Raw genomic sequence first — 26705 nt, 5'->3', positions numbered from 1 at the left:
TCACTGGCATACATTCGGCACGCTGTTGAGTTCTCAAAGAACACACGCACACCCTCACCCGACACACAAACCGCATGTCCAAGATCCGGGGCGTTTCGCTCTCGGTGTTTCGTACTTTATCCGGTCCGTTTCTCCCCAGTCAAATCGGCCTCTTGGAGGCTTTTTCGCCTGGATCTCGTCCCGGTGACCGCACTACCCTACCCGGTCCGACTCGCGGTGTCAACCCGCTCGGCCCGGAGTGAGCCGCACTCCCCGTCAACACCGTGGGTGTCGCTGAGGAGTGTTACTCTCGCCGTCCGTCCCAGGATCTTCGTCCCGGTCCGTCCGGCCTCCCGTGCGGCGAAGAGAAAGTTACGCAGGTCTGACGACGAAGTCAAATCGCCTGGTCAGAGGCTTGACGGCGACCGCGGGCCGGGGAGGGCCCCAGGGTGTGCCCCGGCCAGCGGCCGCTGACCACTCACCCGGAGCCGTTCGACCGCGCCTTCGGCCGCAACCAGAGGGACGCGGTCGCCCCCGGGCCCGCCGCCTCCGCCGCGTCCAGGACGTCCTGCGGCGTGATGGACGTGCTCCCGCCGAGCGGCACGAGGTCGTACCCCCACGTGTGGAACTCCCGCAGCGCCGCCGCCGGGTCGTCGCCGAGCGCGGCCGTCGCCGACGGCGAGAACGCGCAGACCACGTGCGGCCGGTCCCGTCGGAGCAGCCGGACGAGTCCGCCCAGGGCGCGGTGACTCGCCCCCGGGGCGTCGACCTTCACCACCGACAGGCGCATCCCCGCCAACCCGGGCAGCGCCTCCAGCTCCTTGTCCAGTCGGACGGCCGCGACCCGGGGGACGCCGTCGCCCTGCTCGGGGGCCCGCGCCTCAGCCGAGGACGAGGTCCCGGAGCCGTTCGCCGTCGCCTGCCCGTTCTGGGTGACCACCCCGTTGCCGGCGACCTCCGCGTGGCCGTTCGTCGCGACCTGGTGGGGACGCACCGACACTCCTCCGGTCAACGCCGGCGCGATGGCGAGCTCACCGGGCGCGTCCCACGCCGCCGCCCCAATCACCGCGAAGCGCTGCGCCAGCGCGGGCGCCACGTTCACCTCGACGTTGCGCCGGAGCAGCGCGCGCGTCCGCCCGCACGGCTCGACGGCCACCACCGCCCCGGACGTCCCGATCCGGCTGAGCACCCGCACCGTGTGGTAGCCGACGTGCGCGCCGATGTCGACGAACACGCCGTCGGGTTCGAGCAGGGAGTCGATGAGGGCGCCGACCTCGGGCTCCCACACCCCGTGGCTGGAGAGCCAGGGCAGCATCAGCCCGTCCTCGGCCGGCAGTCGGAGGAGGCCGGCGTCGCAGAGCACGAGCGAGGTGTGCCCGTCGACCCGCTCGACCACGGCGCCGTTGCCCGCCTCGGCCACCGCGGGAGCCGCCGAGTCGTAGTGCCGCTCGTGTTCCCGGACGACCACCCTGCGCAGCGCGTCGGTCGTGCGCACCGCCTGGGTGGCCGCGCGGAGAGTGGACTCCAGGCGGTTGTCCCGCTCGCGGAGCGACTCCGCGAGCCTGCCTTCCAGGACGTCGATGCGGTCCAGGGTGCGGTTGAGCGCCCCGGCGAGCTGGTCGAAGCGGGAGGCGAGCGCGTCGAGCTGCTTGTCGCGCCGCGCTGACTCGTCGGCCAGCACCTGCTCGACCGCACCCAGCCGGCGGCCCTGCCCCGCGAGGTCGGCGCGCGCCCGCAGGACGCCGTCGTCGGTGCCGACGAGCTGGTCGGCGAGCTGGTGCTGGCGTTCGAGGAGGCGGGCCAGGTCGGCGCGGACGCCGTCGAGTTCGGCCAGGCCCGCGCTCTGCCCGATCTCGTCCTGCCGGCGGAGCAGTTCGCCGGCCGTGCGCTCCACCCCGTCGACGAGCGCGCCCATCATGTCGCGCAGGTGCGTGTCGTAGTGGTGCAGGACGCGCAGCACCGCCTTCCGGAGGGCGGGCGCCAACGGGATGCGGCTCTGGGCGTCCACGTCCGGCTCGCGGTGCAGGGCGTGCTTGGCGACCAGCAACGGCCGGAGCGGGTCGTCGGCCTGGCTGAGCCGGGCCTGCGCGCGGCGTGCGCGCCACGCTCGGTAGGCGTGTTCGATCCGTTCCCGCAGCTTCTCCGCGGCCTGGCCGAGGGTTCGGGTGCGGAGCACGTGCTCCCGACCGAGGGCGCCGACCCGGGCCGCCGTCTCACGGTCCTCGGCGAGACCCCGCAGGAGGCGGGCGGCCGACTGGAGGTCCGGCTCGACGCCGCCGTCGTGGCAGGGCACCAGGACCGCGACCCCGCGGTCGAAGAACTCGCTGACGGCGCCGTGGTCGCTGGCCAGGACGGGCAGCCCGCGCGCCGCGGCGGCGGCGAGCAGCAGCGCGATCTTCTCGCCGGCGCCGCCGCCCTGGCCGCCCCCGGGGTCGTGGGCCCGGTGCAGCGCGGCGACGCAGTCGGCCGCGGTGAGCAGTCGGGAGAGGGTGTCGTCGACGTCCGGGGCGGCCGGCTCGACGAGGCGGACGCGCGGGTCGGTCACGGTGGCCAGCCGCAGGCGCTCGGCGGCCTCGGGGTGCTCGCGGGCGGAGGTCATGGCGAGCACCAGGCGGACGTCGTCCCGGTCCGGGAAGGCGGAGAGGAAGGCCGACACCAGGCCGAGGACGTTGCCGCGCCGTTCCTCGCCGTGGTCGGCGGCCCCGACGAACACGACGTGCTCCTCGGCGAGGCCGAGCTCCGCCCTGGCCGCGGCGCGGGCGGCCGGGTCGGGCTCCCCGGGGTCGGCGACGGGCAGGGGGACGGCGCGCACCGGCACACCGAGCGAGTCCAGGTCCCGGCGCGCGGCCTCGGACAGCACCCACAGCTCGTTGACGCCCCGCAGGTCGGCGTCGGCCGACGCGTCCGGGCACACCTCGACCACGTAGCGGTCGGTGGGCGCCGGGGGCGCGCCGGGGCACCGGACGAGCACGGGGTAGACCGGCTCGTCGGCGGTGGGCAGGCCGGAGGCGTGCGCGGCGGCGCGCAGGGCCTCGGCGAGGGGGCCGCCGCCCACGACGGCCACGCCGAGCTGGTCGATGAGCTCGGGGAAGTCGACGCTGGGGGTGCGCACCGCGTTGGGGTGGAGCCGTCCGCCCGGGACGCCGTGTTGCGCGCACCACTCGCGGTAGGCCGCCGCGTCGGTGCCGAAGGGGTCCGGGAACACGCGGCGCAGCTCGGGGTCGTCCGTCCACAGCGCGGCGGACCAGCGGGAACCGCCGGCGGCGCGCTGTCGGTCGTCCGCGGGTTCGCAGGCCCAGCGGACGAAGTCGTCGGCGTCCTCGGGCTGGTTGTCTCGGCCGTCCGCGCGGAAGGCAGCCGGCGGCGGGGCCTGGCCGGCGCGCTCGGCGGCGCGCCACGCCTCGTGGTACTCGCGGCGGAGCGCCGCAGGGAGGGGCGCGCCGTCGGGGAGCAGGGCGAACCGGTAGCCCTCCACGCTCCGGCTCTCCCCGGCCCGGACGAGGTCGTTGCGGTACCGCGCGCACAGCTCGGCGAGCAGGGGGTGCTCGGAGAGCAGGACCCGGGGGCGGTCCGCGATGTCCGCGGAGAGCAACCACGGGCGTTGCGGGTCGAACCCGGTGAGGTGGACGGTGCGCAGCGGGGCGCCGCCGGCCCACAGGGCGCCGAGGGCGTCGCGACCGAGTTCGCGCTGCGGCGCGTTCCAGACGGACAGGCCGACGCCGGGGTCGCGCAGGACGTGGTGGTCGACCAGGGCGGGGGCGCCGTCGAGGAAGGCGCCGGTGGCGTGCGGGGCCTCGTCGACCAGGTCGGACCAGGAGCGCAGGAACGGCTCCGCGCCGGGGGCGACGCCGAGGAAGCCCGGGTCGAACACGCCGGCCGCGACCAGTTCCTCCGGGGAGGGGCGCAGCCCGTCGCGGGCCAGGGGTTCGAGCAGGCGCGGGGAGAGCAGCAGCGGCCACTGGTCGAGCGCCGGCACGACCAGGTCGTCGACCCGCCCGAGCACGAGGACCCGGGGGTCGAGGTGCAGCACGGGACCGCCGGCGGCGACCAGGTGGGCCAGCAGCCGGGGCTGGAGGACCGCGCGGAGCTCGTCGGCGGTGCACGCGGTGCCCAGGCGTGCCAGGTGGTCGGCGGGGACGCCGATGTCGGCCGGGCGCAGCAGCTCGACCGCCCCGCCCCGGGCCTCGCTGGTGCCGGGCACGTCCACGAGGAGGGCGACGAACCGCGCACCGGGGTGGTGGGTCAAGAAGGTCTCGCCGAGCACCCGCACCGCGGCGAGTTCGCCCGTGGTGGCGGTGGTGCAGGCGGTGAGCCGCGGAGCGGTGCGCCCCGGTGGCTGCCGCACGGCGCCGACCTTGGCCGTCGCGGCGACGGGCAGGCGGGTGGTCGCCTCCGCGTCGCCGTGCGGCTCGTCCGGAACGGGAGCGGGCGCCGGCCGCGGGGCCGGCGCGCTGTCAGCCGGAACCCCTGCAGGGACCCCGGGCGACGCCTCGGTCGGCGGCTCCTGGGCCACCGGGCCCGCCTCCGCCGCCGGTCGCGGCGGGTCAGCGGGCCGCTCGCGCGCGCCGGCCCGCTCGTCGGGGGTTCCCTCGGCGTGGTGGGCCGGGTCGTTCGCTTCGTGCTTGCCGTCCTGCACGGTGACAGAACCTAGGCCCTCAGTGGGCTGGTCGCGGTGTGGCGACACGCGACCGTGGTGGTGGGGAGGCCGATATCTCGTCTCCTGGAGCGTGTTGAACACACTGCGTCGCGAGATCCTGACCGGCTTCCCTCACAGGTCACCGGGTGGTGGCGCCGATCTTCCACGGACTCCGAGGTAGACAACGCAAAGTGTTTCACGTCGGTGCGCAAGAGTCGGGATGGCGAATGCACCTCTGATTCCGACGTGGGCGAGAAAGCGTGCCGGGAGAGCACAGGCCAACGCTCGCGGGGGGCGCGGTGACCAGCGGTCTTGCTCGGGGCCCCTTCGCTCGCCGGGGCGACCTGTCTCCTCCTACCGAGGAGTGGGCTTTCCCCCTGCGAGGCGCGGAATGTGCCGTCCCTGAACACGAGAACGCACTTCAACCACAGCATTTCCTCCTGCCGATGCGCTCCCACGGCACGATCTCGCCAGACCGTGCCGCGAGAGTTCGTCGGCGTCAGAGCATCGGCAGGTAGGTGCGGAGTTCGTACGGGGTGACCTGGCGGCGGTAGGAGTCCCACTCCGCCCGCTTGTTGCGCAGGAAGAAGTCGAAGACGTGCTCGCCGAGCGTCTCGGCGAGCAGCTCCGAGTTCTCCATCACCGCCAACGCCTCGGCGAGGTTCTGCGGCAGGCTGCTGTACCCGGCGGCGCGGCGCTCGGCCTCGGTCAGCGACCACACGTCGTCCTCGGCGGCCGGCGGCAGCTCGTAACCCTCCTGCACGCCCTTCAACCCGGCGGCGATCACGACCGAGTAGGCCAGGTAGGGGTTGCACGCGGTGTCCAGGCTACGGATCTCCACGCGGCGGGACGACGCCTTGCCCGGCGAGTACATGGGCACGCGCACCAGCGCCGAGCGGTTGGCGTGGCCCCAGCAGACCGCGGTCGGGGCCTCGCCGCCGACGATCAGGCGCTTGTAGGAGTTCACCCACTGGTTGGTCACGGCGGTGATCTCGCGGGCGTGGTGCAGCAGCCCGGCCACGAACGCCTTGCCCGTGCTGGACAGCTCGAACGGGTCCTCGCTGTCGTAGAAGGCGTTGCGGTCGCCCTCGAACAGGCTCACGTGCGTGTGCATGCCGGACCCCGGCTGGTCGGAGAACGGCTTGGGCATGAACGAGGCGCGCACGCCCTGCTTGATGGCGACCTCCTTGACCACGTACCGGAACGTCATGACGTTGTCGGCCATGGTCAGCGCGTCGGCGTACCGCAGGTCGATCTCCTGCTGGCCCGGCGCGCCCTCGTGGTGGCTGAACTCCACCGAGATGCCCATCGCCTCCAGCGCCTCGATGGCGTGCCGCCGGAAGTGCGGCGCGGCGTTGTGGCTGGCCTGGTCGAAGTAGCCGCCCTCGTCGGCCGGCTCCGGCGGGGTGCCGTCCTTGGGCAGGTCGCGGAGCAGGAAGAACTCGATCTCCGGGTGGACGTAGCAGGTGAAGCCGGCCTCGCTGGCCCTGGCGAGGGTGCGGCGCAGCACGTGCCGGGGGTCGGCCCAGCAGGGCGAGCCGTCGGGCATGGCGATGTCGCAGAACATGCGGGCGGAGTAGTGCTCGCCGTCCGGGGTCTCCCACGGCAGCACCTGGAAGGTGCCCGGGTCCGGCTTGGCCACCATGTCCGACTCGTACACCCGGGCGAAGCCCTGGATCGCCGAGCCGTCGAAGCCGATGCCCTCGGCGAACGCGCCCTCCAGCTCGGCAGGAGCGACCGCGACCGACTTGAGGAACCCGAGGACGTCGGTGAACCACAACCGGACGAACCGGATGTCGCGCTCCTCAAGGGTGCGCAACACGAACTCCTGCTGGCGATCCATGCCCGCAGCGTAGGCGGTCACGACGGCGTGGCGCCGCCTCCGTGCCGGTTCGCACCGTCGCGTGGGCCGGGGGCGGAACGCGCGTTTCCCGACGCCGGCGCTCCTACCATCGGCACATGGTGGGTCGTCCTGCCCGACTCGGCTTGTTGGTCCTGCTGACGGCCGCGGCCGTGCTCCTGCCGGGGTGCGGGGACGCGCCGGGGCCGGCGCCGGTCGTGTCCGACGGGCGTCGGCTGCTCGACCGGTCGGCGGAGGCGATGCGCGGGGTGCCCGGCGCGCACTTCGTGCTCGACACGGACAAGCCGGTCGGCGGGTTCTCGGTGCGGGCGGCGGAGGGCGACCTGACCCGGGCCGGGGCGGCACGGGGCAGGGCCAGGGTGCAGGAGGCCCGGGCGGTCGTGGAGCTGGACTTCGTGCTGCTGGACGAGTCGGTGTACGTCCGGGAGCCGGCCGGCGGCTACCGGCGGCTGCCCTCCGCCTTCGCCGCGGCCGTGTACGACCCCACCGCGATCCTCGACCCGGAGCGGGGTGTCGCCCGGGTGCTCGGCGACGTCCGCGACCCTCGGGTGGAGGCGGAGGAGGAGGTCGCCGGGGTGCGGGCGCGGCGGGTGACCGGCGTGGTGCCGCGGGCCGCCGTGACCGGGCTGCTGCCGGGGGTTCTGGCCGACCCGGCGGGCTGGTTCTGGGTGGCCGACGGGTCCGACCGGTTGGTGCGGCTCCGGTTCGAGGTGCCGGGGATGGACGACGGCGCGGCCACGGTGACGATGACGCTGTCCGACTTCGACCGCCCGCTCGACATCCGGCCGCCCTCGTGATCGCCGGCGCCGGTGATTCCCGGTGGGCGCCGTCCCCGACCGTTCCGCGGGTGGTTTTTCCGGCGGCTGTCAACTGGTTTGGCGTAGTTGTCCACAACCCGGGCTGGTTGTCCCCAGTTACCCGATGGTCGGGTGAACATCGCTACCCCCGGGCGGGTGACTGTCCACAGGCGACTCGCGGTGGGGTGGGCGCGGGGGTGTGGGGCGATAGGCTGGAGCGGGGCTCGCCCCCCAGGGTGGGTGGGGGCTGGGCCGAGAGTGGGGGGATGGTCCGCGTCAGCAGCGGGCGCCCTCGGCGGGAAGCCTCAGGTTGACCAGGTACTCGGCGCCCGCCGCGTCCACGCACCGGTTCTCCTGCAGGAACGCGGTGTGCTGGTTCCCCTCGAAGGTGAGCAGGCGGGCGTTGAGCGCCTTCGCCAGGTCGACACCGGCCTGGTGCGGGGTCGCCGGGTCCCCGGTCGTCGAGATCACCAGCGTCGTCGGCAGGCCGTCGACCTTCGGCTGGTGCGGCTGGCTCGTCGGCGGGACCGGCCAGAACGCGCACGCGTCCAGCGCGCCGACCGGTTCGTCGTCGCCGTCGAGCACGTTGCGCTCGCCCACGGCCTCGCGGATCTTGCGCGCGCGTTCCAACACCACCGCCCGGTCGGTGACGGGCGGGTCGTCGACGCACCGGATCGCCCGGAAGGCGTCGTTCTGCGGCGAGTACCTGCCGTCGGCGCCCCGGCCCAGGTAGGCGTCGGCGAGCACCAGCAACGCGCGTCCCTTGCCCGCCGCGAGCTCGGTCAGCCCGGTGTCGAGCATCGGCCACAGGTCCTTGCTGTACATCGCCTGGGCGACGGCCGTGCCGACGTCGCTGTAGGAGAGCTTGCGGTCGCCCACCGCGAGCGGTTCCTTCTTCAGCGGCGCGACCATCGCGTTGAGCTTCTTCTCGGCTTCCTTGGCGTCCTTGCCCAGCGCGCAGTTCTCCCGCGCGACGCACCAGGCCGCGAACGCCTCGAAGGCGGCGGTGAACCCCTTGGCCTGGCCGATCGACTGGGCGACCAGGTCCTCCGTCGGCGCCACCGCGCCGTCCAGCACCATGGCGCGCACGTTGCCGGGGAACGCCTCGGCGTAGGCGGTGCCGATCCGGGTGCCGTAGGAGAAACCGACGTAGTTGAGCTTCGCGTCGCCCAGCGCCGAGCGCAGGACGTCCATGTCCTTCACGACCTCGCGGGTGCCGACGTTGGCGAGGAAATCCTTGCCCATCCGCTCCGCGCACTTCTGCGCGTACGCCTTCTCCTCGGCCTCGGTCTGCGCCACGCCCTCCGGGGAGGGATCCAGGTCGAGGTCCAGGCGCTCCGCGTCCCGCTCCTGGTCGGTCAGGCAGCGCACCGGCGGCTCGCTCAGCCCCACGCCCCTCGGGTCGAACCCGACCAGGTCGAACCGCTGGCCCAGCTCACCGGTCATCCGGCTGGCGAACGAGGCGGCGGCCTCGGTGCCGGAGCCACCGGGCCCGCCCGGGTTGACCAGGAGGGACCCGACGCGGCGCGCCGGATCGGTGGCGGGGCGGCGCAACAGGGCGAGGGTGATCGTCTCGCCCTGCGGTTTGCCGTAGTCCAGCGGCACGGTCACCCGGGCGCACTCCAGCTGGGGCTTGCGGAACAGCGTCTTCTGCTCCGGCGTCGTCGCGTACCCCTGGCACGACGTCCACCCGAGGGGTTGGCCGTAGAACCGCTCCAGCCCCGCCGGGACCGCGCCGACCGGGCCGCGTTGCTCCATCCGGGGTGGGGCGGGGGTGCCGCTGACGGTGTTGGCGCACGAGGTCAGGAGGCAGACGACGCCGAGGGCGGCCGCGAGGCGGGACAGGCGGGACACCCCGCCATTGTCACCTGTTCGAGTGAGGGGGGCGTCAGCGGCGGCAGGTGGCGCCCTCGTCGGGGAGCTGGAGGTCGACGAGGTAGCGGGTCACCATGTCGTCGACGCACCGCACACCCTGCAGGAACACCGTGTGCCCCTCGCCCTGGTGGGTGAGCAGGCGGGCGTCCAGCGCCTTCGCCAGGTCGACGCCCGCCTGGTAGGGCGTGGCCGGGTCGCCGGTCGTCGAGATCACCACGGTCCGCGGCAGGCCGTCGACCTTCGGCTGGTGCGGCTGGCTGGTCGGCGGGACCGGCCAGAACGCGCACGCGTCCAGCGCGTTCGACGCGCCGCGCCGGTCGTCCAGGAACGGCGCCGCCTCGCGGTAGCGGCGGTCGGCCTCCGCGCGCACGCTCTTGTCGAGCACGCGCGGGTCGTCAACGCACCGCACCGCCGTGAAGGCGTCCATCGTCGTGGAGTACCGGCCGTCCGAGCCGCGCCCGTAGTAGAGGTCGGCGAAGGCCATCAGCTCGGTCCCCCGGCCCTCGGCGAGCTGCCGCAACGCGTGGTTGAGCGTCTTCCAGTACGACTCGGCGTACAGGGCCTGGATCACGGCGGTGGTGGCGTCGCCGTAGGACAGCTTCCGGCCGCCGTCCACCGGCGCGGGCTGGTCCACCAGCGGGTCGACCAGCCTGCGGAAGGCCGGCACCGCCTGCGTGGAGTCCGTGCCCAACGCGCACTGCGGCTGCTGGACGCACCAGGTCGCGAACGACGTGAACGCCTGTTGGAAGCCGGCGCCCTGGGCGACGAGCTCGGCCACCGGGTCCTGCGCGGGCGCCACCGCGCCGTCGAGCACCATGGCGCGCACGTTGTCGGGGAACGCCTCGGCGTAGGCGGTGCCGATCCGGGTGCCGTAGGAGTAGCCGAGGTAGGTCAGCTTCGGGTCCCCGAGCGCCGAACGCAGGACGTCCATGTCCTTGGCGACATCGCGCGTTCCCATGCTGGCCAGCAGTTCCGTGCCCGCTCGCTCGGCGCACTTCTGCGCGTACGCCTTCTCCTCGGCCTCGGTCTGCGCCACGCCCTGGGGCGAGGTGTCGACGTCGTTGTCCAGACGCTCGGCGTCCCGCTCCTCGTCGGTCAGGCACCGCAGCTGCGGCTCGCTGGCCCCGACACCGCGTGGGTCGAACCCGACCAGGTCCAACCGCCGGCCCAGTTCGCCGCCGGAGACCGTCTCGGCGAGGTTCGCGACCGTGCTCATCCCGGACGCTCCGGGGCCACCCGGGTTGAGCACGAGGGAGCCGACGCGGGCGTCCCGGTCCTCGGCCGGGCGGCGGAGCAGGCCGAGCGCGATCGTCCGCCCCTGCGGCGCGCCGTAGTCCAGCGGCACGGTGAGCCGGGCGCACTCCAGCCCCCGCCTGCTGAACGCCGTCCGGTCGTCGGCCGTGGTGGCGAAGCTCTCACACGCGCCCCAGCTCAGCGGCTGGCCGTAGAACCGCTCCAGACCGGCCGGCACCGGGCCGGCGGGCCCTCTGGTCTCGGTGTGGGACGGGGCCGGCGGCTGGTCGGGGTTTCCGGTGGTGCAGGCCGAGGAGGTCGCCACCAGGACCGCCACGCCGAGCGCGACGGCCGATCGGGTCAGTCGGGGCACGCCGCGCATCGTGCCAGCAATCACGCCCCCGTTCCGGCGCACACGGGGGCACCGGAGTGTCGGGTTGTGCGCGATGATGAGGGCATGCCCCAGCTCCGTCTCGCCCTTGCGCAGGTCGACGCGTGTGTCGGCGACCTCGCCGGCAACGCCGACCTCGTCGTCGAGTGGACCCGAAAGGGGGTCCAGTCCGGCGCGCACCTGGTCGTGTTCCCCGAGATGGTGCTCACCGGCTACCCGGTCGAGGACCTGGCGCTGCGCGAGTCGTTCGCGGCCGCCTCCCGGCGCGCCCTCGACGCGCTCGCCGGCCGGCTGGTCGACGCGGGCTGCGGCGACGCCGTGGTGGTCGTCGGCTACCTGGACCGCGACGCGGCGGGCCCCCGCAACGCGGCGGCGGTGCTGCACGGCGGCGGGGTGGTGGCGCGCTACCACAAGCACCACCTGCCGAACTACGGCGTGTTCGACGAGTTCCGGTACTTCGTGCCGGGCGACGAGCTGCCGATCGTGCGGGTGCGCGGCCTCGACCTGGGCGTCGTGATCTGCGAGGACATCTGGCAGGACGGGGGCCCGATCGCCGCGCTGGGCGAGGCCGGCGTGGACCTCGTGCTCTGCGTCAACGGCTCGCCCTACGAGCGGAGCAAGGACGACGTGCGGCGGGAGCTGGTCGCCCGCCGGGCGGCCGAGGCGCGCGCGCCGATGGCCTACGTCAACCTGGTCGGGGGACAGGACGAGCTGGTCTTCGACGGCGACTCGCTCGTGGTGTCCGCCGACGGCGAGCTGCTGGCGCGCGCCCCGCAGTTCGTGGAGCACCTGCTGGTGCTGGACATGGACCTGCCCGCCGGCGGGCACACCGGCAGCGGGCCGATCGGCGGGTTCGACGTGCGGCGCGCGGTGCTGTCGGAGCAGGCGTCGGCGGCCTACGAGCCGCTGCCCGCCCCGCCGGTCGCCGAGCCGCTGCCGGACGAGGCCGAGGTGTGGTCGGCGCTGGTCACCGGCCTGCGGGACTACGTGCAGAAGAACGGCTTCAAGTCGGTGGTGCTCGGGTTGTCCGGCGGCATCGACTCGGCGGTGGTCGCCGCGCTCGCGGTCGACGCGGTGGGCGCCGCCGCGGTGCACGGCGTGTCGATGCCGTCGCAGTACTCCTCCGAGCACTCCCGGGGCGACGCGGCGGAGCTGGCCCGGCGCACGGGCCTGCACTTCTCGGTGCAGCCGATCGCCGACCAGGTGCGGGTGTTCGTGGAGCAGCTCGGGCTCACCGGGCTGGCCGAGGAGAACATCCAGGCGCGCTGCCGGGGCATGACGTTGATGGCGTTGTCCAACCAGCACGGGCACCTGGTGCTGGCGACCGGCAACAAGACCGAGCTGGCCGTCGGCTACTCGACGATCTACGGCGACGCGGTCGGCGGGTACGCGCCGATCAAGGACGTGCCCAAGACGCTGGTGTGGCAGTTGGCGCGGTGGCGCAACGCCGAGGCGGAGAAGCGCGGCGAGGCGCCGCCGATCCCGGAGAACTCGATCAGCAAGCCGCCGTCGGCCGAGCTGCGGCCCGGTCAGCTCGACGCGGACTCGCTGCCCGACTACGAGCTGCTCGACGACGTGCTCGACGACTACGTCGAGGGCGACCGCGGGTACGCGGACCTGCTGGAGGCCGGGTTCGCGCCGGAGCTGGTGGAGCGCGTGCTGCGGATGGTCGACCTGGCCGAGTACAAGCGCCGCCAGTACCCGCCGGGCCCGAAGATCACGTTCAAGGCGTTCGGCCGGGACCGCCGGCTGCCCATCACCAACGGCTGGCGCGAGCACGCCGTGGGCTGAGCGCTGGTCGTTCGGGAGCGCGGGGTCCGTTCGGGAGCGCCGCGCCACGTCCGACGTGAGCGTCGCAGGAACGCAAGCGTCGCAAGGGCGTGAGCGCTGCGGGCGTGAGCGCTGCGGAGCCGGTCAGCGCCGACCCGGTGCCGGGTCGGCGCTGGCGTTTCCGGCGGTCGTCTGGTCCGGTTCGCGTCGCCCGCGCCCGCGGACCCGCGCCCGCAGACGCCCCACACCCCAGACGCCCCATGAACCGGGCGTTTCACGACCTGGACGCCGTGTCACCGACGGCGACGGGCGTCACCGGTCCGGGACCGTGCGGCCCTCGCCTTCCCGGGACGGCTGGTCGCCGCGGGCGCGGGCGCCGGTGGCGAAGCACTCCCCCGCCCCGACGGCGAGCCCCACGGCGACCGCCGCCAGCTGGACCCGTTGGGCGAGGCCGGCCCAGTCGGTCTCCTGGAGCGGCACGGCGAGCGCGCCGGTGACCAGGAGCACGGACAGCACCGCGCGGAGAGCGGTGCGGGCGCGCCCGGTGGTCAGGTGTTGCGCCGCGAACGCGGCGATCACCGAGGCCAGGAAGGCCAGGACGCTGAGGACCTGGTGCACGGTGTGCGCGGTGGACAGCTCGCCGGCCTCCTCCGCGGCGCGGCAGAGCTGGTCGCGCGAGAGCGCGCAGTCGAGCGGGAAGACCGCGATCCCGGCCGTGGTCCCGCCCAGGAACGCGACCCCGAACACCAGGGCCGCCCCCACCCGCCCGCCGGTCAGCACGCTCAACACGCCGGCCGCGACGAGCAGCAACACCCCGGCCAGCACGTCGGGAAGGCGGAAGAACCAGCGGTAGGGCTGCTTCGCGGCGCTGTGCTCGCTGACGTAGCTGGCGGTCGGCGACAACTCCACCGGCAGGGCGAACTCGGCCAGCCAGGCGGAGTAGAACGGGACCGCCGTCGCCAGCAGCAGGCCGGCGAGCAGGCCGCGCCGGCCGTTCAGCTCCGCTCCCCGGCGCCGCCGGGCGGAGCGGAGCCGTCTCCCCCGTCGCCCCCGCGGGTGGCGGGGCGCACGAACGGGAACAACACCGTCTGTCGGATCGAGGCGCCGGTCAACATCATCAACAGTCGGTCCACCCCCATGCCCATGCCGCCGGTCGGCGGCATCCCGTGTTCGAGCGCGGTCAGGAAGTCCTCGTCCAGCTCCATGGCCTCGACGTCGCCGCTCGCGGCCCGCAGCGACTGGGCGAACAACCGCTCCCGCTGCTCCAGCGGGTCGGTCAGCTCGGTGTAGGCGGTCGCGATCTCGGACCCGAAGGCCACCAGGTCCCACCGTTCCGCCAACCGCGGGTCGGACCGGTGCTGGCGGGTCAGCGGCGAGACGTCGGTCGGGAAGTCCCGGTAGAAGGTCGGGGTCGTGGTGTGCGGCTCGACCAGGTGCTCGTAGGCCTCCATGAGGAGTTGGCCCCGGCTCCAGCCCTCCCGGTGGGCCACCCCGACCGGGGCCAGCCGGCGGCGCAGCTCCGGCAGGTCCGTGTCCGGGGTGATCTCCTCGCCCAACGCGGCGGAGACGGCCTCGTGCACGCCGACGACCGGCCACTCCCCGCTGAGGTCGTGCTCGACGGTCTCGCCGGCGGCGGTCGCCCTGCGGGCGACGGGCGCCCCGTGCGCGGCCACCGCCGCTTCCTGGATCAGCTCGCGCGCCACGTCCGCCATCGTCGTGTAGTCGGCGTACGCCTGGTACGCCTCCAACATGGTGAACTCCGGGTTGTGGGTGGCGTCCACCCCTTCGTTTCGGAAGTTGCGGTTGAGCTCGAAGACCCGGTCCACCCCGGCGACGCACAGCCGCTTCAGGTACAGCTCGGGGGCGATGCGCAGGTACATCCGCATGTCGTAGGCGTTGATGTGGGTGACGAAGGGGCGGGCGTTCGCCCCGCCGTGCACCCGTTGCAGCATGGGCGTCTCGACCTCCAGGTAACCCCGGTCGTGCAGCGCGTCCCGCAGCGCGCGGACCACGGCGGACCGCGCGCGCAGCATGGTCCGCGACTCCGGGCTGACCACGAGGTCCAGGTACCGCTGGCGCACCCTCGCTTCCGGGTCGCCGAGGCCCTTCCGCTTGTCCGGCAACGGGTGCAGGCACTTGGCGGTGATCGCCCACCCGGTGACGGCCACCGACAGCTCGCCCCGCCGGCTGGTGACCACCTCGCCGCGCACCCCGACCTGGTCGCCGAGGTCGACCGAGGCCAGCCACGCCGCCAGGCCGTCGGCGCCCAGCACGTCGGCGGACAGCATCACCTGCAGCTCCGCGTCGAAGTCCCGCAGCACCGCGAAGGTCAGCCCGCCCAGCTCCCGCTTGGCGACCACCCTGCCGGCCACGGCGACGGTCTCGCCCGTCCTGGTGTCGGGCGCGAGCCCGGCGAACCGCTCCCGCACCTCGGCCAGCAGCGGTCCCCGCTCCACGCCGACCGGGTAGGGGTCCACCCCGGACGCCCGCAGACGCTCCAGTTTGGACAGTCGGACCCTGACCTGCTCGGGCGGGCGGCGCCGGGGCTGGCGCACCTCCGACGCGCGGGCGTCGATCTCCCGCACCCGGCGGACGAAGTCGGCGTCCACGGCGCCGGCGCGCAGCCCCCGCCCGCCGCCCCGCAACAACGAGCGCAGGCTGGGCACGAACCCCTCGGCCACCCCTGCGACCAGGCCGACCCTGACCAGCTGGCGGGTGCGGGCGAAGCACAGGAACCTGGGCTCCCACACGGGCCCGTACTTGGCGTTGGACCGGTAGAGCGACTCCAGCTGGAAGAAGCGGGAGGCCACGCTGAGCAGGCCCCGCCAGGTCCGCAGCACCGGGCCCGCCCCGATCCGCGCGCCCTCCTCGAACACCGCGCGGAACATCGCGAAGTTCAGCGAGATCCGCTGCACGCCCAGCGTCCCGGCCGCGGCCACCAGGCCGCACACCATGTACTCGTTGAGCCCGTTCTCGGCGGAGCGGTCCCGACGCATCAGGTCCAGCGACAGGCCGCGCCGCCCCCACGGCACGAACGACAGCAGGCCCCGCAGCTGGCCTCGCGCGTCGTAGGCCTGCACCATGACGCCGCGCTCGTCGGTCGGGTCGCCGAGCCGGCCCAGCGCCATCGAGAAACCGCGCTCGGTCTCGGCGCCCCGCCACCGCTGGGCGGCGTCGAGCAGCTCGGTCATCTCCTCGGCGGGGATCTCGCCGTGGCGGCGCACCCGCACCTGGTACCCGGCGCGCTCCACCCGGTTGACCGCCTGCCGCACCGCGCGCCGGTCGCGTCCGGTGAGGCTGAAGTCGCGGACGACCAGGATCGCCTCGTCCCCGATCTCCAACGCCTTCAGCCCCGCCGCGCGGTAGGCGTGCGCGCCGCGCTCGCTGGCGCCGAGGGCGGCGACCGCCCAGCCGTACTGACGCGCCTCGGCCAGCCACGCGGCGATCGCGGCCGGCCAGTGCTCCTCCTCGCCGACCGGGTCCGCGCTGGCCAGGCTGGTGCCGCCGAGAACCCGGTAGGTCACGGCGGCGCGCCCGCACGGGGAGAAGATCACGCTCTTGTCCCTGCGGGTGGCGAAGTAGCCCAGCGAGTCGGGCTCGCCGTGCTCGGCGAGGAGTTCCCGCACCCGCAGCTCCTCGTCGGGGGACAGCAGCCGCCGGGTGCGGACCGAGCGGAAGAACACCGCCATCGCCCAGGCGCCGACCAGCGCGCCCAGGGTGCTCAGCACCAGGCTGAGCTGGTCGGGGCCCCGCGAGTTGACGCCGATGCGGGGCAGCGGCAGCACCTCGCCGGTGACCTGGTTGGCGGCCCACACCAGCTTCTCGACGGCCGAGACGAGGGTGCCGGGGAAGAGCTCGGCCAGCCCCCAGCCGACCAGGCAGGCCCCGGCGAGCCCGACGCTGAGGTGCGCCAGCGCGCGCCAGGCCGCCCCCGCGGCCAGCCGGGCGGGGAAGGCCGGGCGCAGCACGAGCAGCAGCACGACCAGCCCGACCGTGAGCAACTGGTACGGCGCCACGTCCTGCCAGAACGCCGTCGACCGCTCGGCGGGGTCGTCGAGCACCTGGTCGGGCGCGACCCAGAGCAGCGCCGCGAACAGCGCCCCGAGGCCGAAGTAGAGGAGCTGGAACAGCAGGAGGGTGCGCAGCGCCGCCCGCTTGCGCCGGCGCAGGGCGGCGCCCAGCACGGCCAGCACCAACGCGATGAACACGTTGGCCTCCACCGGCAGGGCGAGCGCCCCGAACACCTCCGTCACGACCAACGCGGTCTCGGGGACGTCGTCCTCGACGAAGATCAGCAGGAGGGACAGGACGGCGGCGACCTGCACGACCGTGGCCACCACCCCGGCCGCGGTGGCCTTCCAGGGGGGCACCCGGAGCTCGCGCGCGTCCTCCCGGCGATCCGGCTCCTCCCGCCGCGGCGTCGTTCCCCCGACTCGCTGCACCACGTTCTCTCCCGCCGTGTTCACCCGCCCGACCCACCCGTCCCGCGTAACGTCGACGGTGTTGTGCGGACGGAAACGATGATTCCATCGGCTTCGGGAGCGGTGCACACGGTGCGCCGCGGGCGCCCGGGCGCGCCTCCGGTGCTGTTGGCGTGCGGGCTGGGCGGCGCCTGTTTCGACTGGTCCCCGGTGACGCGGCTGCTCGCCGCCTCGGCGCGGACCGTCGCGTTCGACCGGCCGGGGACCGGGCACAGCGCGCCCGCGTCGGCCCCGCCGGGTCTGCGGCGGGAGCTCGCCGTGCTGGACGCCGTGCTGAATGCCGCCGACGCCGACGCGGCCGGCGCGGACGCGGACGCCGTCGCGGGCGGGACGGCCGGCTCCGGGGCCGTTGTGCTGGTCGGGCACTCCGCGGCGGCACTGCACATCGAGGCGTACGCCAGGACGCGCCCGCACCGCGTGCGTGGTCTGGTGCTGGTGGACCCGAGCACGGAACCGCCGGGAGAGGACGGGCGGCGGGAGTCGGACCCGACCGAGGCGGTCGCCCGGTTCCTGCTCCGGTTTCCGCCGCCCTCCCCCGCCGTCAGCCGGTGGCTCGGCCCGGCGGTCCGACGTCTGATGGTGCGCCTCGGCACGTCGACCGGGCGGGAGACCGCGTCCCGGGAGGAGGTGGCCGAGGTGTACTCGCGGCCGGACGTGCTGCGCGCGGTGCTGGCCGAGAACGCCGGCTTCGACGACCTGGTCGCCGACGTCCAGCGGGTGCGCGCCGAGCACCCGCTGCCGGATGTCCCCCTGGTCGTGCTGACCGCGCGGCGGGCGCTGGGCGGTCCGCGCCAGGCCAGGTGGATCCACCACGCGCACGACGCGCTGGCGGCCATGTCGCCCCGTGGGGAGCGCGTCGTGGTTCCGGGAAGCGGCCACCTGATGGCGGCGGACCGCCCGGACGCCGTCGCCCTGGCGGTGCGCCGGGTGCTCGACGCGGCCTGACCCTCGCGGCCCGGCCCTCGCGGGCAGACCCGGCGCGCCAACGCGTCACTCGCTCACAGGAACGTCTCCCACGCGCCGATCGAGTCCGAGCGCGCCCTGAGCGTCGCGACCGTGTTGAACGCCCAGTCCAGCTCGACCGCCACGTACTTGCCGTTGGCCGCCTTCAGCGCGAACCGCCCGTTCGCCAGGGGAACGCGCTGGAACCGCTCCCACGCGCCCACGCTGTCGCCCCGAGCGCGGAGAACGCCGTTGGTGTTGAACTGCCAGTCGAGCTCGGCCGTGACGTACCTGCCGTTGGCGGTGGACCGGAAGGCGTAGGAGTCGCCGCCGAGGGAGACCATGTCGAAGCCGGTGGCCCCGTCCGGGTTGTCGTTGCGGGCGCGCAGGATCCCGTACGTGTTGAACTGCCAGTCCAGCTCGGGGACGACGTACTTGCCGTTCGCCTCGGCGCGGAGGGTCACCACACCTTCCGCGGGCGGGGTGGCGTTGGCGGCCGGGGTGAGCACGACCAGGGCCACGAGGGCGAGCAGGGCGGTGAGCGGGCCCCGCCCCAGGACAGGACTGCGTCGTCTGGTGGCCATCGTTTCCCCTCGGATTCGGGGGCAACCCGACCTCCGACGCTATCCGCGCGGCTCCGGGCCGACGCCGGCGTGTGACAGGAGGTCAACAGACACCGGCGGACCGGAGCGGACGAACGGCCCACATCACTCGGCCGGGTGGTTTCGCCCAGCGGTGTCGAGGACGCGCGGGACCGCCCGTTACCGTCGCCGGGTCCGGTTCTGGTCCGCAGTTCACGTCCCGCTCGGAAGGGTCACGCGATGGGCGTCACCGGGGACGAGGTCCGCCACGCGACCTTCACCACGACCGGCTTCGGCACCCGCGGCTACCGGGAGCGCGAGGTCGTCGACTTCCTGGGCCGGGTCGCCGACACCCTGGACGGCGCCGGGGACGTGACAGCCGCGCAGGTGCGGGACGTCGAGTTCCGCAGCACCCTCGGCCGGGGCGGCTTCGCCGAGGACGAGGTCGACGCGTTGCTCGACCGGGTCGAGCGGGAGCTGCGGGCCCGGGAGGAGCGGGCCTGAGCCGCCACGTTGACGTCCCCTTCCCCGTTCGTGTCAGCTTTCCCCGTCCTCGGCGGTGTCTCCGGTCACCCACGTCCTGGGCGGCCGGCGGGGTTCCCGGCGCCCGGCCAAGCGGCCCGGTGCGACGGCGGATCTCGTCGCTCCACGTCAACATCATCTTCGGCCGCCGGTGGCGTCGAGCGGGTCGGGTGACCGCCCCTGTGAAGCTGATCGCACCGCCGGTGCTCGCCGCGGGGAGGCGTGTCAGGCTTTTCGGCGGACACCATCCGCACGACCCGGGGACCCGCCGAGCGGGCCTCGAGGGAAGGACGGTCAACGATGACTGCTGTGCCCGGCGTGCCCTCGGCCGAGGAGGCCGCCCCCTACAGCGGGCCCTCCGCCCCCACCGCCGCACCGCGGAAGCGGGTACGCGTTCACCACCTGCGGGAGCTCAAGGAGCGCGGCGAGCCGTGGCCCATGCTCACCGCCTACGACACCTTCACCGCCCGGATCTTCGACGACGCCGGCATCCCGGTGCTGCTCATCGGCGACTCCGCGGCCAACACGGTCTACGGCTACGACAGCACCGTCCCCGTGACGATCGACGAGCTGCTGCCGCTGGTCAGGGCGGTCAGCCGGTCGACCCGCAGGGCGCTGGTCGTGGCCGACCTGCCGTTCGGCTCCTACGAGGTCTCCACCGAGCAGGGGATGCTCAGCGCCATCCGCCTGATGAAGGAGGGCGGCGCGCACGCCGTGAAGCTGGAGGGCGGCCGCCGGTACGCCCCGCTGGTGGAGGCGCTGGTCGACGCCGGCACCCCGGTCATGGGCCACCTCGGCTTCACCCCGCAGAGCGAGCACGTGCTCGGCGGCTACCGCGTGCAGGGGCGGGGCGTCGGGGCCGACGCCCTGGTCGAGGACGCGCTCGCCCTGGAGGCGGCCGGCGCGTTCGCCGTCGTGCTGGAGATGGTTCCGGCCGAGACCGCCAAGCGCGTCACCGCCGAGCTGCGCATCCCGACCGTCGGCATCGGCGCCGGCCCGGACTGCGACGCCCAGGTGCTGGTCTGGCAGGACATGGCCGGGATGAACCGGGGCAAGGCGCCGCGGTTCGTCAAGCGCTACGCCGACCTGGCCGGCGTGCTCGGCGAGGCCGCGACCCAGTTCGGCGCGGAGGTCCGCAGCGGCGTGTTCCCCGGCCCGGAGCACGTCTTCCACTGATGCGCTGATGTGAGCCGTCCCGCCGGGCCTGCCGGCGGTCGGCCGTGACGGACAGGCGTGTGGGCGTGGAGAGGGCTCTCCACGCCCACACCCCTGTGCTGTCTGTCCGTCCGCCCGCCCGGGTTTCCGCGCCCGCCCGTCCGGGTTGGGACGACCGCCCGGATGGCCTGGTGACCCGGGCTGGGTTGCCGGCCCGGCGCGTCGTCAGGCCGGCGGGGTCCCGTCGCCGAACGGGCGGCCGCCCAGGGCCTCGCGGCCGTGGGGCGCGTGCCAGCCGCCGAGGTCGGGGCCGACCGGGACGACGCGGTTGGGGTTCAGCTGCTCGTGGGTCGCGTAGTAGTGCCGCTTGATGTGGTCGAAGTCCACCGTGTCGCCGAAGCCCGGCGTCTGGAACAGGTCGCGCGCGTAGGCCCAGAGCACCGGCATCTCGGTCAGCTTCTGCCGGTTGCACTTGAAGTGGCCGTGGTAGACGGCGTCGAAGCGGACGAGCGTGGTGAACAACCGCACGTCGGCCTCGGTGATCGTGTCGCCCACCAGGTAGCGCTGGTGCGCCAGCCGCTCGGACAGCGCGTCGAGCCGGGCGAACAACGCCTGGTAGGCGCTCTCGTACGCCTCCTGGGAGGTGGCGAAGCCGCAGCGGTAGACGCCGTTGTTGACGTCCCGGAAGACGTCGGCGTTGACGGCGTCGATCTCCGCCCGCAGGTGCTCCGGGTAGAGCTCCGGCGCGCCCTCGCGGTGCCACGCCCGCCACTGCGTCGACAGGTCGAGCGTGATCCGCGGGTAGTCGTTGGTGACCACCCGCCCGCTGCGGGTGTCGACCAGGGAGGGGACGGTCACCCGTCCGGTGAAGCCGGGGTCGGCGGCGCGGTAGGCCTCGGCCAGGAACCCGATGCCCAGCACCGGGTCCCTGTCGTCCGGGTCGAGGGTGAACCGCCAGCCGCGCTCGTCGCGGATCGGGTCCACCACGGCCAGGGAGATCGCGTCCTCCAGGCCGAGCAACCGCCGCGCGATCACCGAGCGGTGCGCCCAGGGACAGGCCAGCGACACCACCAGCCGGTACCGGCCGGGCTCCGCCGGCCAGCCGGAGGTTCCGTCCGCCGTGATCCGGTCGGTGAACCGGTTGGGCTGGCGGACGAACTCCCCGTGGGTGGACGTCTCGCGGGCGAACTGGGGTCGGCTCATGCCCGCACCGTAGGCTCCGGGGAACGATCTTGCACCGCTTCCCGGGAGGTGGACGTTGCGCGCGCTCTACCCGCCGATCGAACCCCACGACCACGGCGTGCTCGACGTGGGCGACGGCCAGCACGTCTACTGGGAGACCTGCGGCAACCCGCACGGGAAACCGGTGTTGTTCCTGCACGGCGGGCCGGGAGGTGGCTGCACGCCCCGGCACCGTCAGCTCTTCGACCCCGCTGCCTACCGCATCGTGTTGTTCGACCAGCGGGGCTGCGGGCGCAGCCGGCCCCACCTCAGCACTCCCGAGGCCGACCTGGACGCCAACACCACGTGGCACCTGGTCGCCGACATCGAGCGGCTCCGGGAACACCTGGGAATCCAGCGGTGGCAGCTCTCCGGCGGCTCGTGGGGCAGCTCCCTGGCCCTCGCGTACGCGCAGACCCATCCCGAGCGGGTGACGGAGATGGTGCTGCGCGGGATCTTCACGCTGCGCCGCGGCGAACTGGACTGGTACTACGGCGGCGGCGCCGGCCAGCTCTTCCCCGAGCGGTGGGCTGAGTTCCTCGCCCCGGTGCCCGAGGACCAGCGCGACGACCTGATCGAGGCGTACCACCGGCTGCTCACCGACCCCGACCCCGCCGTGCACCAACCCGCCGCGGTGGCCTGGAGCACGTGGGAGGCCGCCACGGTCACCCTGCTGCCCCACCCGGCGCTGGTCGAGCAGTTCGCGCGGCCCGAGTTCGCCACCGCCTTCGCCCGGATCGAGAACCACTACTTCCGGCACGGCGGCTGGTTGGAGGAGGGCCAGCTCCTGCGGGACGCCGGCCGGCTGGCCGGCATTCCCGGCGTCATCGTGCAGGGCCGGTACGACGCGGCGACCCCGGCCACGACCGCGTGGGAGCTGCACCGGGCGTGGCCGGGGTCGGAGCTGGTGATCGTGGAGGACGCCGGGCACGCGTTCGACGAGCCGGGCATCCTGCACCACCTCGTCGAGGCCGCCGACCGGTTCCGCCCCTGAGGTCGCCCGCCCCTGAGGTCGGGGGACCGTCAGGCGACCTCGTGCCGCCGGTGGATCTCGCCGCGGAGCGACTCGACCCGGGAGCGGAGGTTGTCGCGCAGCGCGCCGAGCGCCGCCCACCGCCGCTCCAGCTCGGCGAGACGCCGTTCGGCGACCTCCAACGCCGCGTGGCAGGCCGCCTGTCCCCGCAGGTCCTGGTCGAGGCAGTCGCCCATGGGCTCGATGTCCTCCAGGATCATCCCCGCCTCCAGCAGGTGGCGGATGTTGCGCACCCGCACCACGGCCTGCTCCGGGTAGCGGCGGTAGCCGTTGGCGTCCCGGAACGACCGCAGCACCCCGTTCTCCTCGTAGTGCCGCAGGGCCCGCGTGCTGACCCCGGTCCGTCGGGCGAGTTCGCCGATCAGCATCTCCACCCGCGCCACCCTAGGCGGCCACGGCCCGCGCCGTCCGCGAGACCGGAACCGCCACCAGGGCCAACGCGACGAGCTGGAGCACCGCGCCCACCGCGGGCACCGCCGCCGGCCCGGCGGTCGCCAGCAGCACGCCGCCGAGCCCGCCGCCCACCGCCGTGCCCAGGTAGAGCGCCGAGCTGTTCAACGCGACGACCTCGGCGGCGGCGTGCGGCGCGAGAGCCAGCAACCGGGCCTGCATGGGCGGGTTGAACCCCCATCCGACGAACCCCCACACCCCCACACTGGCCAGCGCCAACCACCACGGCGCGCGCAACGCCGTCAACCCGGCCAACAACGCCAGAGCGGCCGCGTGACCGAGGATGGCTGCCCTCAGCGAGCGCTCCGCCCCGAACCGGTCGGTCGCCCGCCCACCGAGCATCGCTCCCAGTGCGCCGGCGACACCGGCGCAGGAGTAGGCCACGGCGAGCAGGTCCCCGGTGACACCGGCGGCCTCCCGCAGCACCGGGGCGAGGTAGGTGGTGAGCATCAGGCCACCGGACGCGGCCACCACGGTCGAGGCCAGGCCCAGCAGCACCACGGGCCGCCGGAGCACCGCGAGCTTGCGGGACAACGGGACGTGCGGCGCCGGCGGCAGATCGGGCAGCGCCACGGCGAGCCCCACCAGGGCGACGGTGCTCAGCGCGGCGACGAACACGAAGCTGGCGCGCCAGCCGAACTGCCCGGCCACGAGCACGCCGAGCGGCGTTCCCGCGACCATGGCCAGCGTCAGGCCGACCGCCACCATCGACAACGCCCTGCCCCGGCGGTCCGGCTCGGCGACGTCCGCCGCCGTGGTGAAGCACAGCGGCGTGATCGCCGCGGCGGCGAGCGCGGCGACCACCCGGGCCGCGAGCACCGCCGGGTACCCGGGCAGGACGGCGGTGGCCAGGTTGACGACGACGAACACGGCGCTGCCCACCAGCAGCGCCCGGCGTCGGCGCAGCCGCGCGGTGAGGCCGGCCATGACCGGCGCGCCCAGCGCGTAGACCACGGAGAACACCGTGACGAGCTGACCGGCCACCGACTCGGTGACACCGAGGTCGGCGGCGATCTCCGGGAGCAGGCCGCCGACGACGAAGTCGTCGGTGCCCACCGCGAACGAGCTGAGCAGCAGCGAGAGGAGGACGAACCGGTTCACGTCGGCGGACGCTAGGCATTCACGCCAGCGTGAAGGTCAAGCGCGGCGGCGGGCGCGGGTCAGGGGAAGAGCGCCCGGCCCAGGACGTCCCTGGCCTCGACCAGCGACGGCCCCTGCCAGGTGAGGTGGCGGCCGGAGACCAGGGCGCACCGCGTGCCGGGGAAGACCTCGGGGCCGTCGTCGGCGGTGAACGGGTACGGCTCGTCGGGCAGGACGACGAGGTCGGCCCGGCCCCCGTCGAGCACCGCGCGCAGTTCCGCCAGCTCCGGCCGGGGAAAGCGGTCCGCGTGGTCGGCGTAGGCGTTGAGCACGCCGAGGCGGCGGAGGACGTCGGTGGCGAAGGTGCTGCCGCCCACCACCACCCACGGCCGGCGCCAGACCGGCACGACCGCGACGGCCCGCACCGGGTCCACCGGCGCCCACACCCGCTCGGCCGCGACCAGCCAGTCCGGGGCGCCCAGCCCGAACGCGCCGGCGAACAGCCGCCGCAGCGACGCCAGGGAGCCCGGAACGTCGTGCGGCTCGGCGGTCACCCACACCGGCACGCCCTCGGCGCGCAGCGCGGCCACGTCGCGGGGCAGGTTCTCGTCCACGTTGGCCAGCACCAGGTCCGGGGCCAACGCGAGGACCTCGTCGACCTTCGGGTACTTCGACCCACCCACGCGCGGCACGTCGAGGTCGGCGGGATGCGCGCAGTACTCGGTCGCGCCGACGATCACGCCCGGCGCGGTGCGCTCGACCGCCTCGGTCAGCGAGGGCACGAGCGACACGACCCGCGAGGGCGTCCCCCGCAGCGGCACCTCCGCGCCCAGGTCGTCCACCGGCGTCATCGCTTCCTCTCCGCCAACTCGGCGAGGACGTCGGCGTGGCAGGGCTCCGGGGCGCACCAGCACCCCAACGCCCGCCCGCGCAGCTCACCGGACCGCACGCGCCGCACGAGCTCCGGGCGCTCCTGAAGCCACGCGCGGTAATGCCGGACCATGGCCTCCCGGTCGGCCTTCGCCTCCTTCACGAACGGGCTCGCGAAGTCGGAGTCAGGCCAGGAGTGCCGTGGTCCGGCGTGTCCCACGTAGGTGATCAGGTCGTGCTCGACCAGCCAGGGCACCAACCGGCTGTGCGGCCCGGACTTCCGCACGTTCACGACGACCGTGTGGCCGGCGGTCAGACGCTCGGCGAGCCGGCGCTCGTCCTCGCTGAAGGCGGCGGGCAGCTCGGGCACGGCCTCACCTCACACGTCAGTGATGCGGATCCCTGCGTGCGCCTTGTACCGGCGGTTGATGGCGATGAGGTTGGCGGTGAACGCCTCCACCTGGCCGGCGTTGCGCAGTCGGCCGCCGTAGATCCCCCGCACGCCGGGGATCCGCTCCGCCAGCTCCCGCACCAGGTCGGTGGCCTCCCGGTCGTCGCCGAGCACCAGGACGTCGGTGTCGACCTTCTCGACGTCGCCGTCGGCCAGCAACACCGCCGAGACGTGGTGGAACGACGCGGTGACCCGGGACTCCGGCAGCAGGGCGGCGGCCTGCTCGGCGGCGCTGCCCTCCGGCACGTCCAGCCGGAACGGCCCCTGCTTGTCGAAGCCCAGCGGGTTGACGCAGTCCACCACGATCTTCCCGGCCAGCTCCGCGCGCAGCGGCTCCAGGGTGGCGGCGTGGGCGTCCCACGGCACCGCCACGACGACGACGTCGGACCGGGCGGCGACACCCGCGTTGTCCGCGCCGGCGACGGTGTCCGACCCGGTGGCCGCCCGCAGCTCGGCGGCCGAGGACTCGGCCCTGGCGGCGTCGCGGGAGCCGATCAGCACTGACAGACCCGCCTTCGCCCAGCGGTAGGCCAGGCCGCGCCCCTGCGCGCCGGTCCCGCCGAGCACGCCGATGGTCAACTCCTGCACGCTCAACCGTCTTCCCTTCGCCACAGCCCGCTGTTCCCGCGCCGACACCCGCGGTCGGTCGGCGTCACCAGGTGAGGACCTCGCCGCCGCTCACCGAACGCCGCCCGCGCTCACACCGGTTTACTCTCGTAACCCCTCGCGGGGCTCGGCAAGGCGACGACGGTCACTCGATCTCGACCATGCTCGCGGTTCCCCGCGCTCGTGGTTCCCGGCGGATCAGTCCTGGTCGGACCAGTCGCGGTCGGCGGCGTCGGCCCGCTCGGTGCGCTCCCTGGCGATGGCGAGCGCCCGCTCGGCCGTGGCGGCGTCCGGGTAGGGGCCCATGCGGTCCACCGCCCGGCATTCCAGACCGCGCTCGACCTTGTGGTGTCTGAGGCAGAAGTACCAGCCCTGTTCGGCGTCCACCATGTCCCGAGCGTGGCACGGGCCGACCGGTGTGTCACCTGCTGGGCAGGCTCCCGGGGCTCGGGCTCCTCGACTCGGGCTCCTCGGCGGCGATCGTCGGTCGTCCCGCCGTCTCCCGAGGACAGCCCCCACCCGCCCTGGGGGGCGAGCCCTGCACCAGCCTATCCGCCCACAACCAGCGGCCCAAGAAGAACACGTCGCCCTGTGGACAACTCCGGGGCCCTGTGGATGGTTCGCGCCTTCCACTTGCGGAACACCCCGTTCGGCCCTATAAGCCCGAACCCTCCCCCACCCAGCCCGCAGGAGCTCCGTCCGCCCGTCCCCGTCTCCCTCAGGCAGGTGTCACCAGGAAGGATCAGCAACCCGCGCAAGCGAAACGCCCCG

The 26705-nt window shown here is 74.2% G+C and carries 20 protein-coding genes; 6 read left to right on the top strand and 14 right to left on the bottom strand.

Translation table 11 applies throughout. The annotated features are described in order from the left end of the window. Positions 1-457 precede the first annotated feature (457 nt). Both BUE43_RS30200 and BUE43_RS30195 read right to left on the bottom strand, forming a co-directional pair. Positions 458-4615, bottom strand: a complete 4158-nt coding sequence (locus BUE43_RS30200; RefSeq protein WP_083960316.1) for an FkbM family methyltransferase — start codon at positions 4613-4615, stop codon at positions 458-460. A gap of 499 nt (positions 4616-5114) precedes the next feature. Next, on the bottom strand, positions 5115-6458 hold the full coding sequence (locus tag BUE43_RS30195; protein WP_073489754.1) for a glutamine synthetase family protein: 1344 nt from the start codon (positions 6456-6458) through the stop codon (positions 5115-5117). Positions 6459-6574: 116 nt separating this feature from the next. Here BUE43_RS30195 and BUE43_RS30190 point away from each other — a divergent pair, with 116 nt between their 5' ends. Then, entirely contained in the window at positions 6575-7273 is a 699-nt protein-coding gene (locus BUE43_RS30190) for an LppX_LprAFG lipoprotein (protein WP_073489729.1), read from the top strand. Positions 7274-7549: 276 nt separating this feature from the next. On the opposite strand, the gene BUE43_RS30185 is transcribed toward BUE43_RS30190, so the two are convergent. Beyond that, the gene (locus tag BUE43_RS30185) at positions 7550-9118 is read right to left on the bottom strand and encodes an alpha/beta hydrolase (protein WP_073489753.1); all 1569 of its coding nucleotides are present in this window, start codon (positions 9116-9118) and stop codon (positions 7550-7552) included. 43 nt (positions 9119-9161) lie between these two features. After that, complete coding sequence (locus BUE43_RS30180) at positions 9162-10763, bottom strand: alpha/beta hydrolase (RefSeq protein WP_073489728.1); 1602 nt, start codon at positions 10761-10763, stop codon at positions 9162-9164. Between the two features lie 75 nt (positions 10764-10838). On the opposite strand from BUE43_RS30180, the gene BUE43_RS30175 reads away from it, so the two are divergent. Beyond that, on the top strand, positions 10839-12563 hold the full coding sequence (locus BUE43_RS30175) for an NAD+ synthase (RefSeq protein ID WP_073489727.1): 1725 nt from the start codon (positions 10839-10841) through the stop codon (positions 12561-12563). A 291-nt stretch (positions 12564-12854) separates the two neighbouring features. Here the strand turns inward: BUE43_RS30175 and BUE43_RS34850 are convergent, their stop codons facing one another. Next, positions 12855-13505 carry a DUF998 domain-containing protein gene (locus tag BUE43_RS34850; protein ID WP_268844459.1) on the bottom strand — a complete coding sequence of 217 codons (651 nt, stop codon included), beginning with the start codon at positions 13503-13505 and terminating at the stop codon, positions 12855-12857. A 32-nt stretch (positions 13506-13537) separates the two neighbouring features. Then, on the bottom strand, positions 13538-16912 hold the full coding sequence (gene lysX / locus BUE43_RS30165; RefSeq protein WP_073489752.1) for a bifunctional lysylphosphatidylglycerol synthetase/lysine--tRNA ligase LysX: 3375 nt from the start codon (positions 16910-16912) through the stop codon (positions 13538-13540). A gap of 183 nt (positions 16913-17095) precedes the next feature. On the opposite strand from lysX, the gene BUE43_RS30160 reads away from it, so the two are divergent. Beyond that, positions 17096-17968: an alpha/beta fold hydrolase gene (locus BUE43_RS30160; protein ID WP_159447812.1), complete on the top strand. Its 873-nt coding sequence runs from the start codon at positions 17096-17098 to the stop codon at positions 17966-17968. Positions 17969-18021: 53 nt separating this feature from the next. On the opposite strand, the gene BUE43_RS30155 is transcribed toward BUE43_RS30160, so the two are convergent. Next, a complete protein-coding gene (locus BUE43_RS30155) occupies positions 18022-18549 on the bottom strand; it encodes a fascin domain-containing protein (RefSeq protein WP_073489724.1) in 528 nt (175 codons plus the stop codon). A 237-nt stretch (positions 18550-18786) separates the two neighbouring features. On the opposite strand from BUE43_RS30155, the gene BUE43_RS30150 reads away from it, so the two are divergent. After that, positions 18787-19050, top strand: a complete 264-nt coding sequence (locus BUE43_RS30150) for a DivIVA domain-containing protein (protein WP_073489723.1) — start codon at positions 18787-18789, stop codon at positions 19048-19050. A 318-nt stretch (positions 19051-19368) separates the two neighbouring features. Continuing rightward, on the top strand, positions 19369-20244 hold the full coding sequence (gene panB / locus BUE43_RS30145) for a 3-methyl-2-oxobutanoate hydroxymethyltransferase (protein ID WP_073489722.1): 876 nt from the start codon (positions 19369-19371) through the stop codon (positions 20242-20244). Positions 20245-20448: 204 nt separating this feature from the next. On the opposite strand, the gene BUE43_RS30140 is transcribed toward panB, so the two are convergent. Next, positions 20449-21426, bottom strand: coding sequence for a glutathione S-transferase family protein (locus BUE43_RS30140; protein ID WP_073489721.1), 978 nt, complete (start codon positions 21424-21426; stop codon positions 20449-20451). A gap of 55 nt (positions 21427-21481) precedes the next feature. Between BUE43_RS30140 and pip the strand changes: the two genes are divergently transcribed. After that, entirely contained in the window at positions 21482-22438 is a 957-nt protein-coding gene (pip, locus tag BUE43_RS30135) for a prolyl aminopeptidase (RefSeq protein WP_073489720.1), read from the top strand. Positions 22439-22467: 29 nt separating this feature from the next. Here pip and BUE43_RS30130 read toward each other — a convergent pair whose 3' ends face one another. The 6 genes from BUE43_RS30130 to BUE43_RS30105 form a co-directional block, all read right to left on the bottom strand. Beyond that, entirely contained in the window at positions 22468-22845 is a 378-nt protein-coding gene (locus tag BUE43_RS30130) for a MerR family transcriptional regulator (RefSeq protein WP_073489751.1), read from the bottom strand. A 16-nt stretch (positions 22846-22861) separates the two neighbouring features. Next, a complete protein-coding gene (locus tag BUE43_RS30125) occupies positions 22862-24028 on the bottom strand; it encodes an MFS transporter (protein WP_073489719.1) in 1167 nt (388 codons plus the stop codon). A gap of 59 nt (positions 24029-24087) precedes the next feature. After that, a complete protein-coding gene (locus tag BUE43_RS30120) occupies positions 24088-24858 on the bottom strand; it encodes a helical backbone metal receptor (protein WP_073489718.1) in 771 nt (256 codons plus the stop codon). After that, positions 24855-25247 carry a DUF4326 domain-containing protein gene (locus tag BUE43_RS30115; protein ID WP_073489717.1) on the bottom strand — a complete coding sequence of 131 codons (393 nt, stop codon included), beginning with the start codon at positions 25245-25247 and terminating at the stop codon, positions 24855-24857. Before BUE43_RS30115 ends, BUE43_RS30120 begins: the two co-directional genes overlap by 4 nt. Before the next feature lie 9 nt (positions 25248-25256). Further along, on the bottom strand, positions 25257-25922 hold the full coding sequence (npdG, locus tag BUE43_RS30110; RefSeq protein ID WP_073489716.1) for an NADPH-dependent F420 reductase: 666 nt from the start codon (positions 25920-25922) through the stop codon (positions 25257-25259). A gap of 210 nt (positions 25923-26132) precedes the next feature. Further along, positions 26133-26324, bottom strand: coding sequence for a hypothetical protein (locus BUE43_RS30105; RefSeq protein ID WP_073489715.1), 192 nt, complete (start codon positions 26322-26324; stop codon positions 26133-26135). Positions 26325-26705: the final 381 nt, after the last annotated feature.

This window comes from Streptoalloteichus hindustanus, from assembly GCF_900129375.1.
Taxonomy (GTDB): Bacteria; Actinomycetota; Actinomycetes; order Mycobacteriales; family Pseudonocardiaceae; genus Streptoalloteichus; species Streptoalloteichus hindustanus.
The sequence above is the reverse complement of the archived record's forward strand: the minus strand, read 5'-3'. Positions and strand labels throughout refer to the sequence as shown.

What these genes read in the sequence shown, in the direction of transcription:
- BUE43_RS30195 (WP_073489754.1), bottom strand. Translation starts at nt 6,458, where the DNA reads ATGGATCGCCAGCAGGAGTTCGTGTTGCGCACCCTTGAGGAGCGCGAC.
- BUE43_RS30190 (WP_073489729.1), top strand. Translation starts at nt 6,575, where the DNA reads ATGGTGGGTCGTCCTGCCCGACTCGGCTTGTTGGTCCTGCTGACGGCC.
- BUE43_RS30180 (WP_073489728.1), bottom strand. Translation starts at nt 10,763, where the DNA reads ATGCGCGGCGTGCCCCGACTGACCCGATCGGCCGTCGCGCTCGGCGTG.
- BUE43_RS30175 (WP_073489727.1), top strand. Translation starts at nt 10,839, where the DNA reads ATGCCCCAGCTCCGTCTCGCCCTTGCGCAGGTCGACGCGTGTGTCGGC.
- BUE43_RS30155 (WP_073489724.1), bottom strand. Translation starts at nt 18,549, where the DNA reads ATGGCCACCAGACGACGCAGTCCTGTCCTGGGGCGGGGCCCGCTCACC.
- BUE43_RS30150 (WP_073489723.1), top strand. Translation starts at nt 18,787, where the DNA reads ATGGGCGTCACCGGGGACGAGGTCCGCCACGCGACCTTCACCACGACC.
- panB (WP_073489722.1), top strand. Translation starts at nt 19,369, where the DNA reads ATGACTGCTGTGCCCGGCGTGCCCTCGGCCGAGGAGGCCGCCCCCTAC.
- BUE43_RS30140 (WP_073489721.1), bottom strand. Translation starts at nt 21,426, where the DNA reads ATGAGCCGACCCCAGTTCGCCCGCGAGACGTCCACCCACGGGGAGTTC.
- BUE43_RS30130 (WP_073489751.1), bottom strand. Translation starts at nt 22,845, where the DNA reads ATGCTGATCGGCGAACTCGCCCGACGGACCGGGGTCAGCACGCGGGCC.
- BUE43_RS30120 (WP_073489718.1), bottom strand. Translation starts at nt 24,858, where the DNA reads ATGACGCCGGTGGACGACCTGGGCGCGGAGGTGCCGCTGCGGGGGACG.
- BUE43_RS30105 (WP_073489715.1), bottom strand. Translation starts at nt 26,324, where the DNA reads ATGGTGGACGCCGAACAGGGCTGGTACTTCTGCCTCAGACACCACAAG.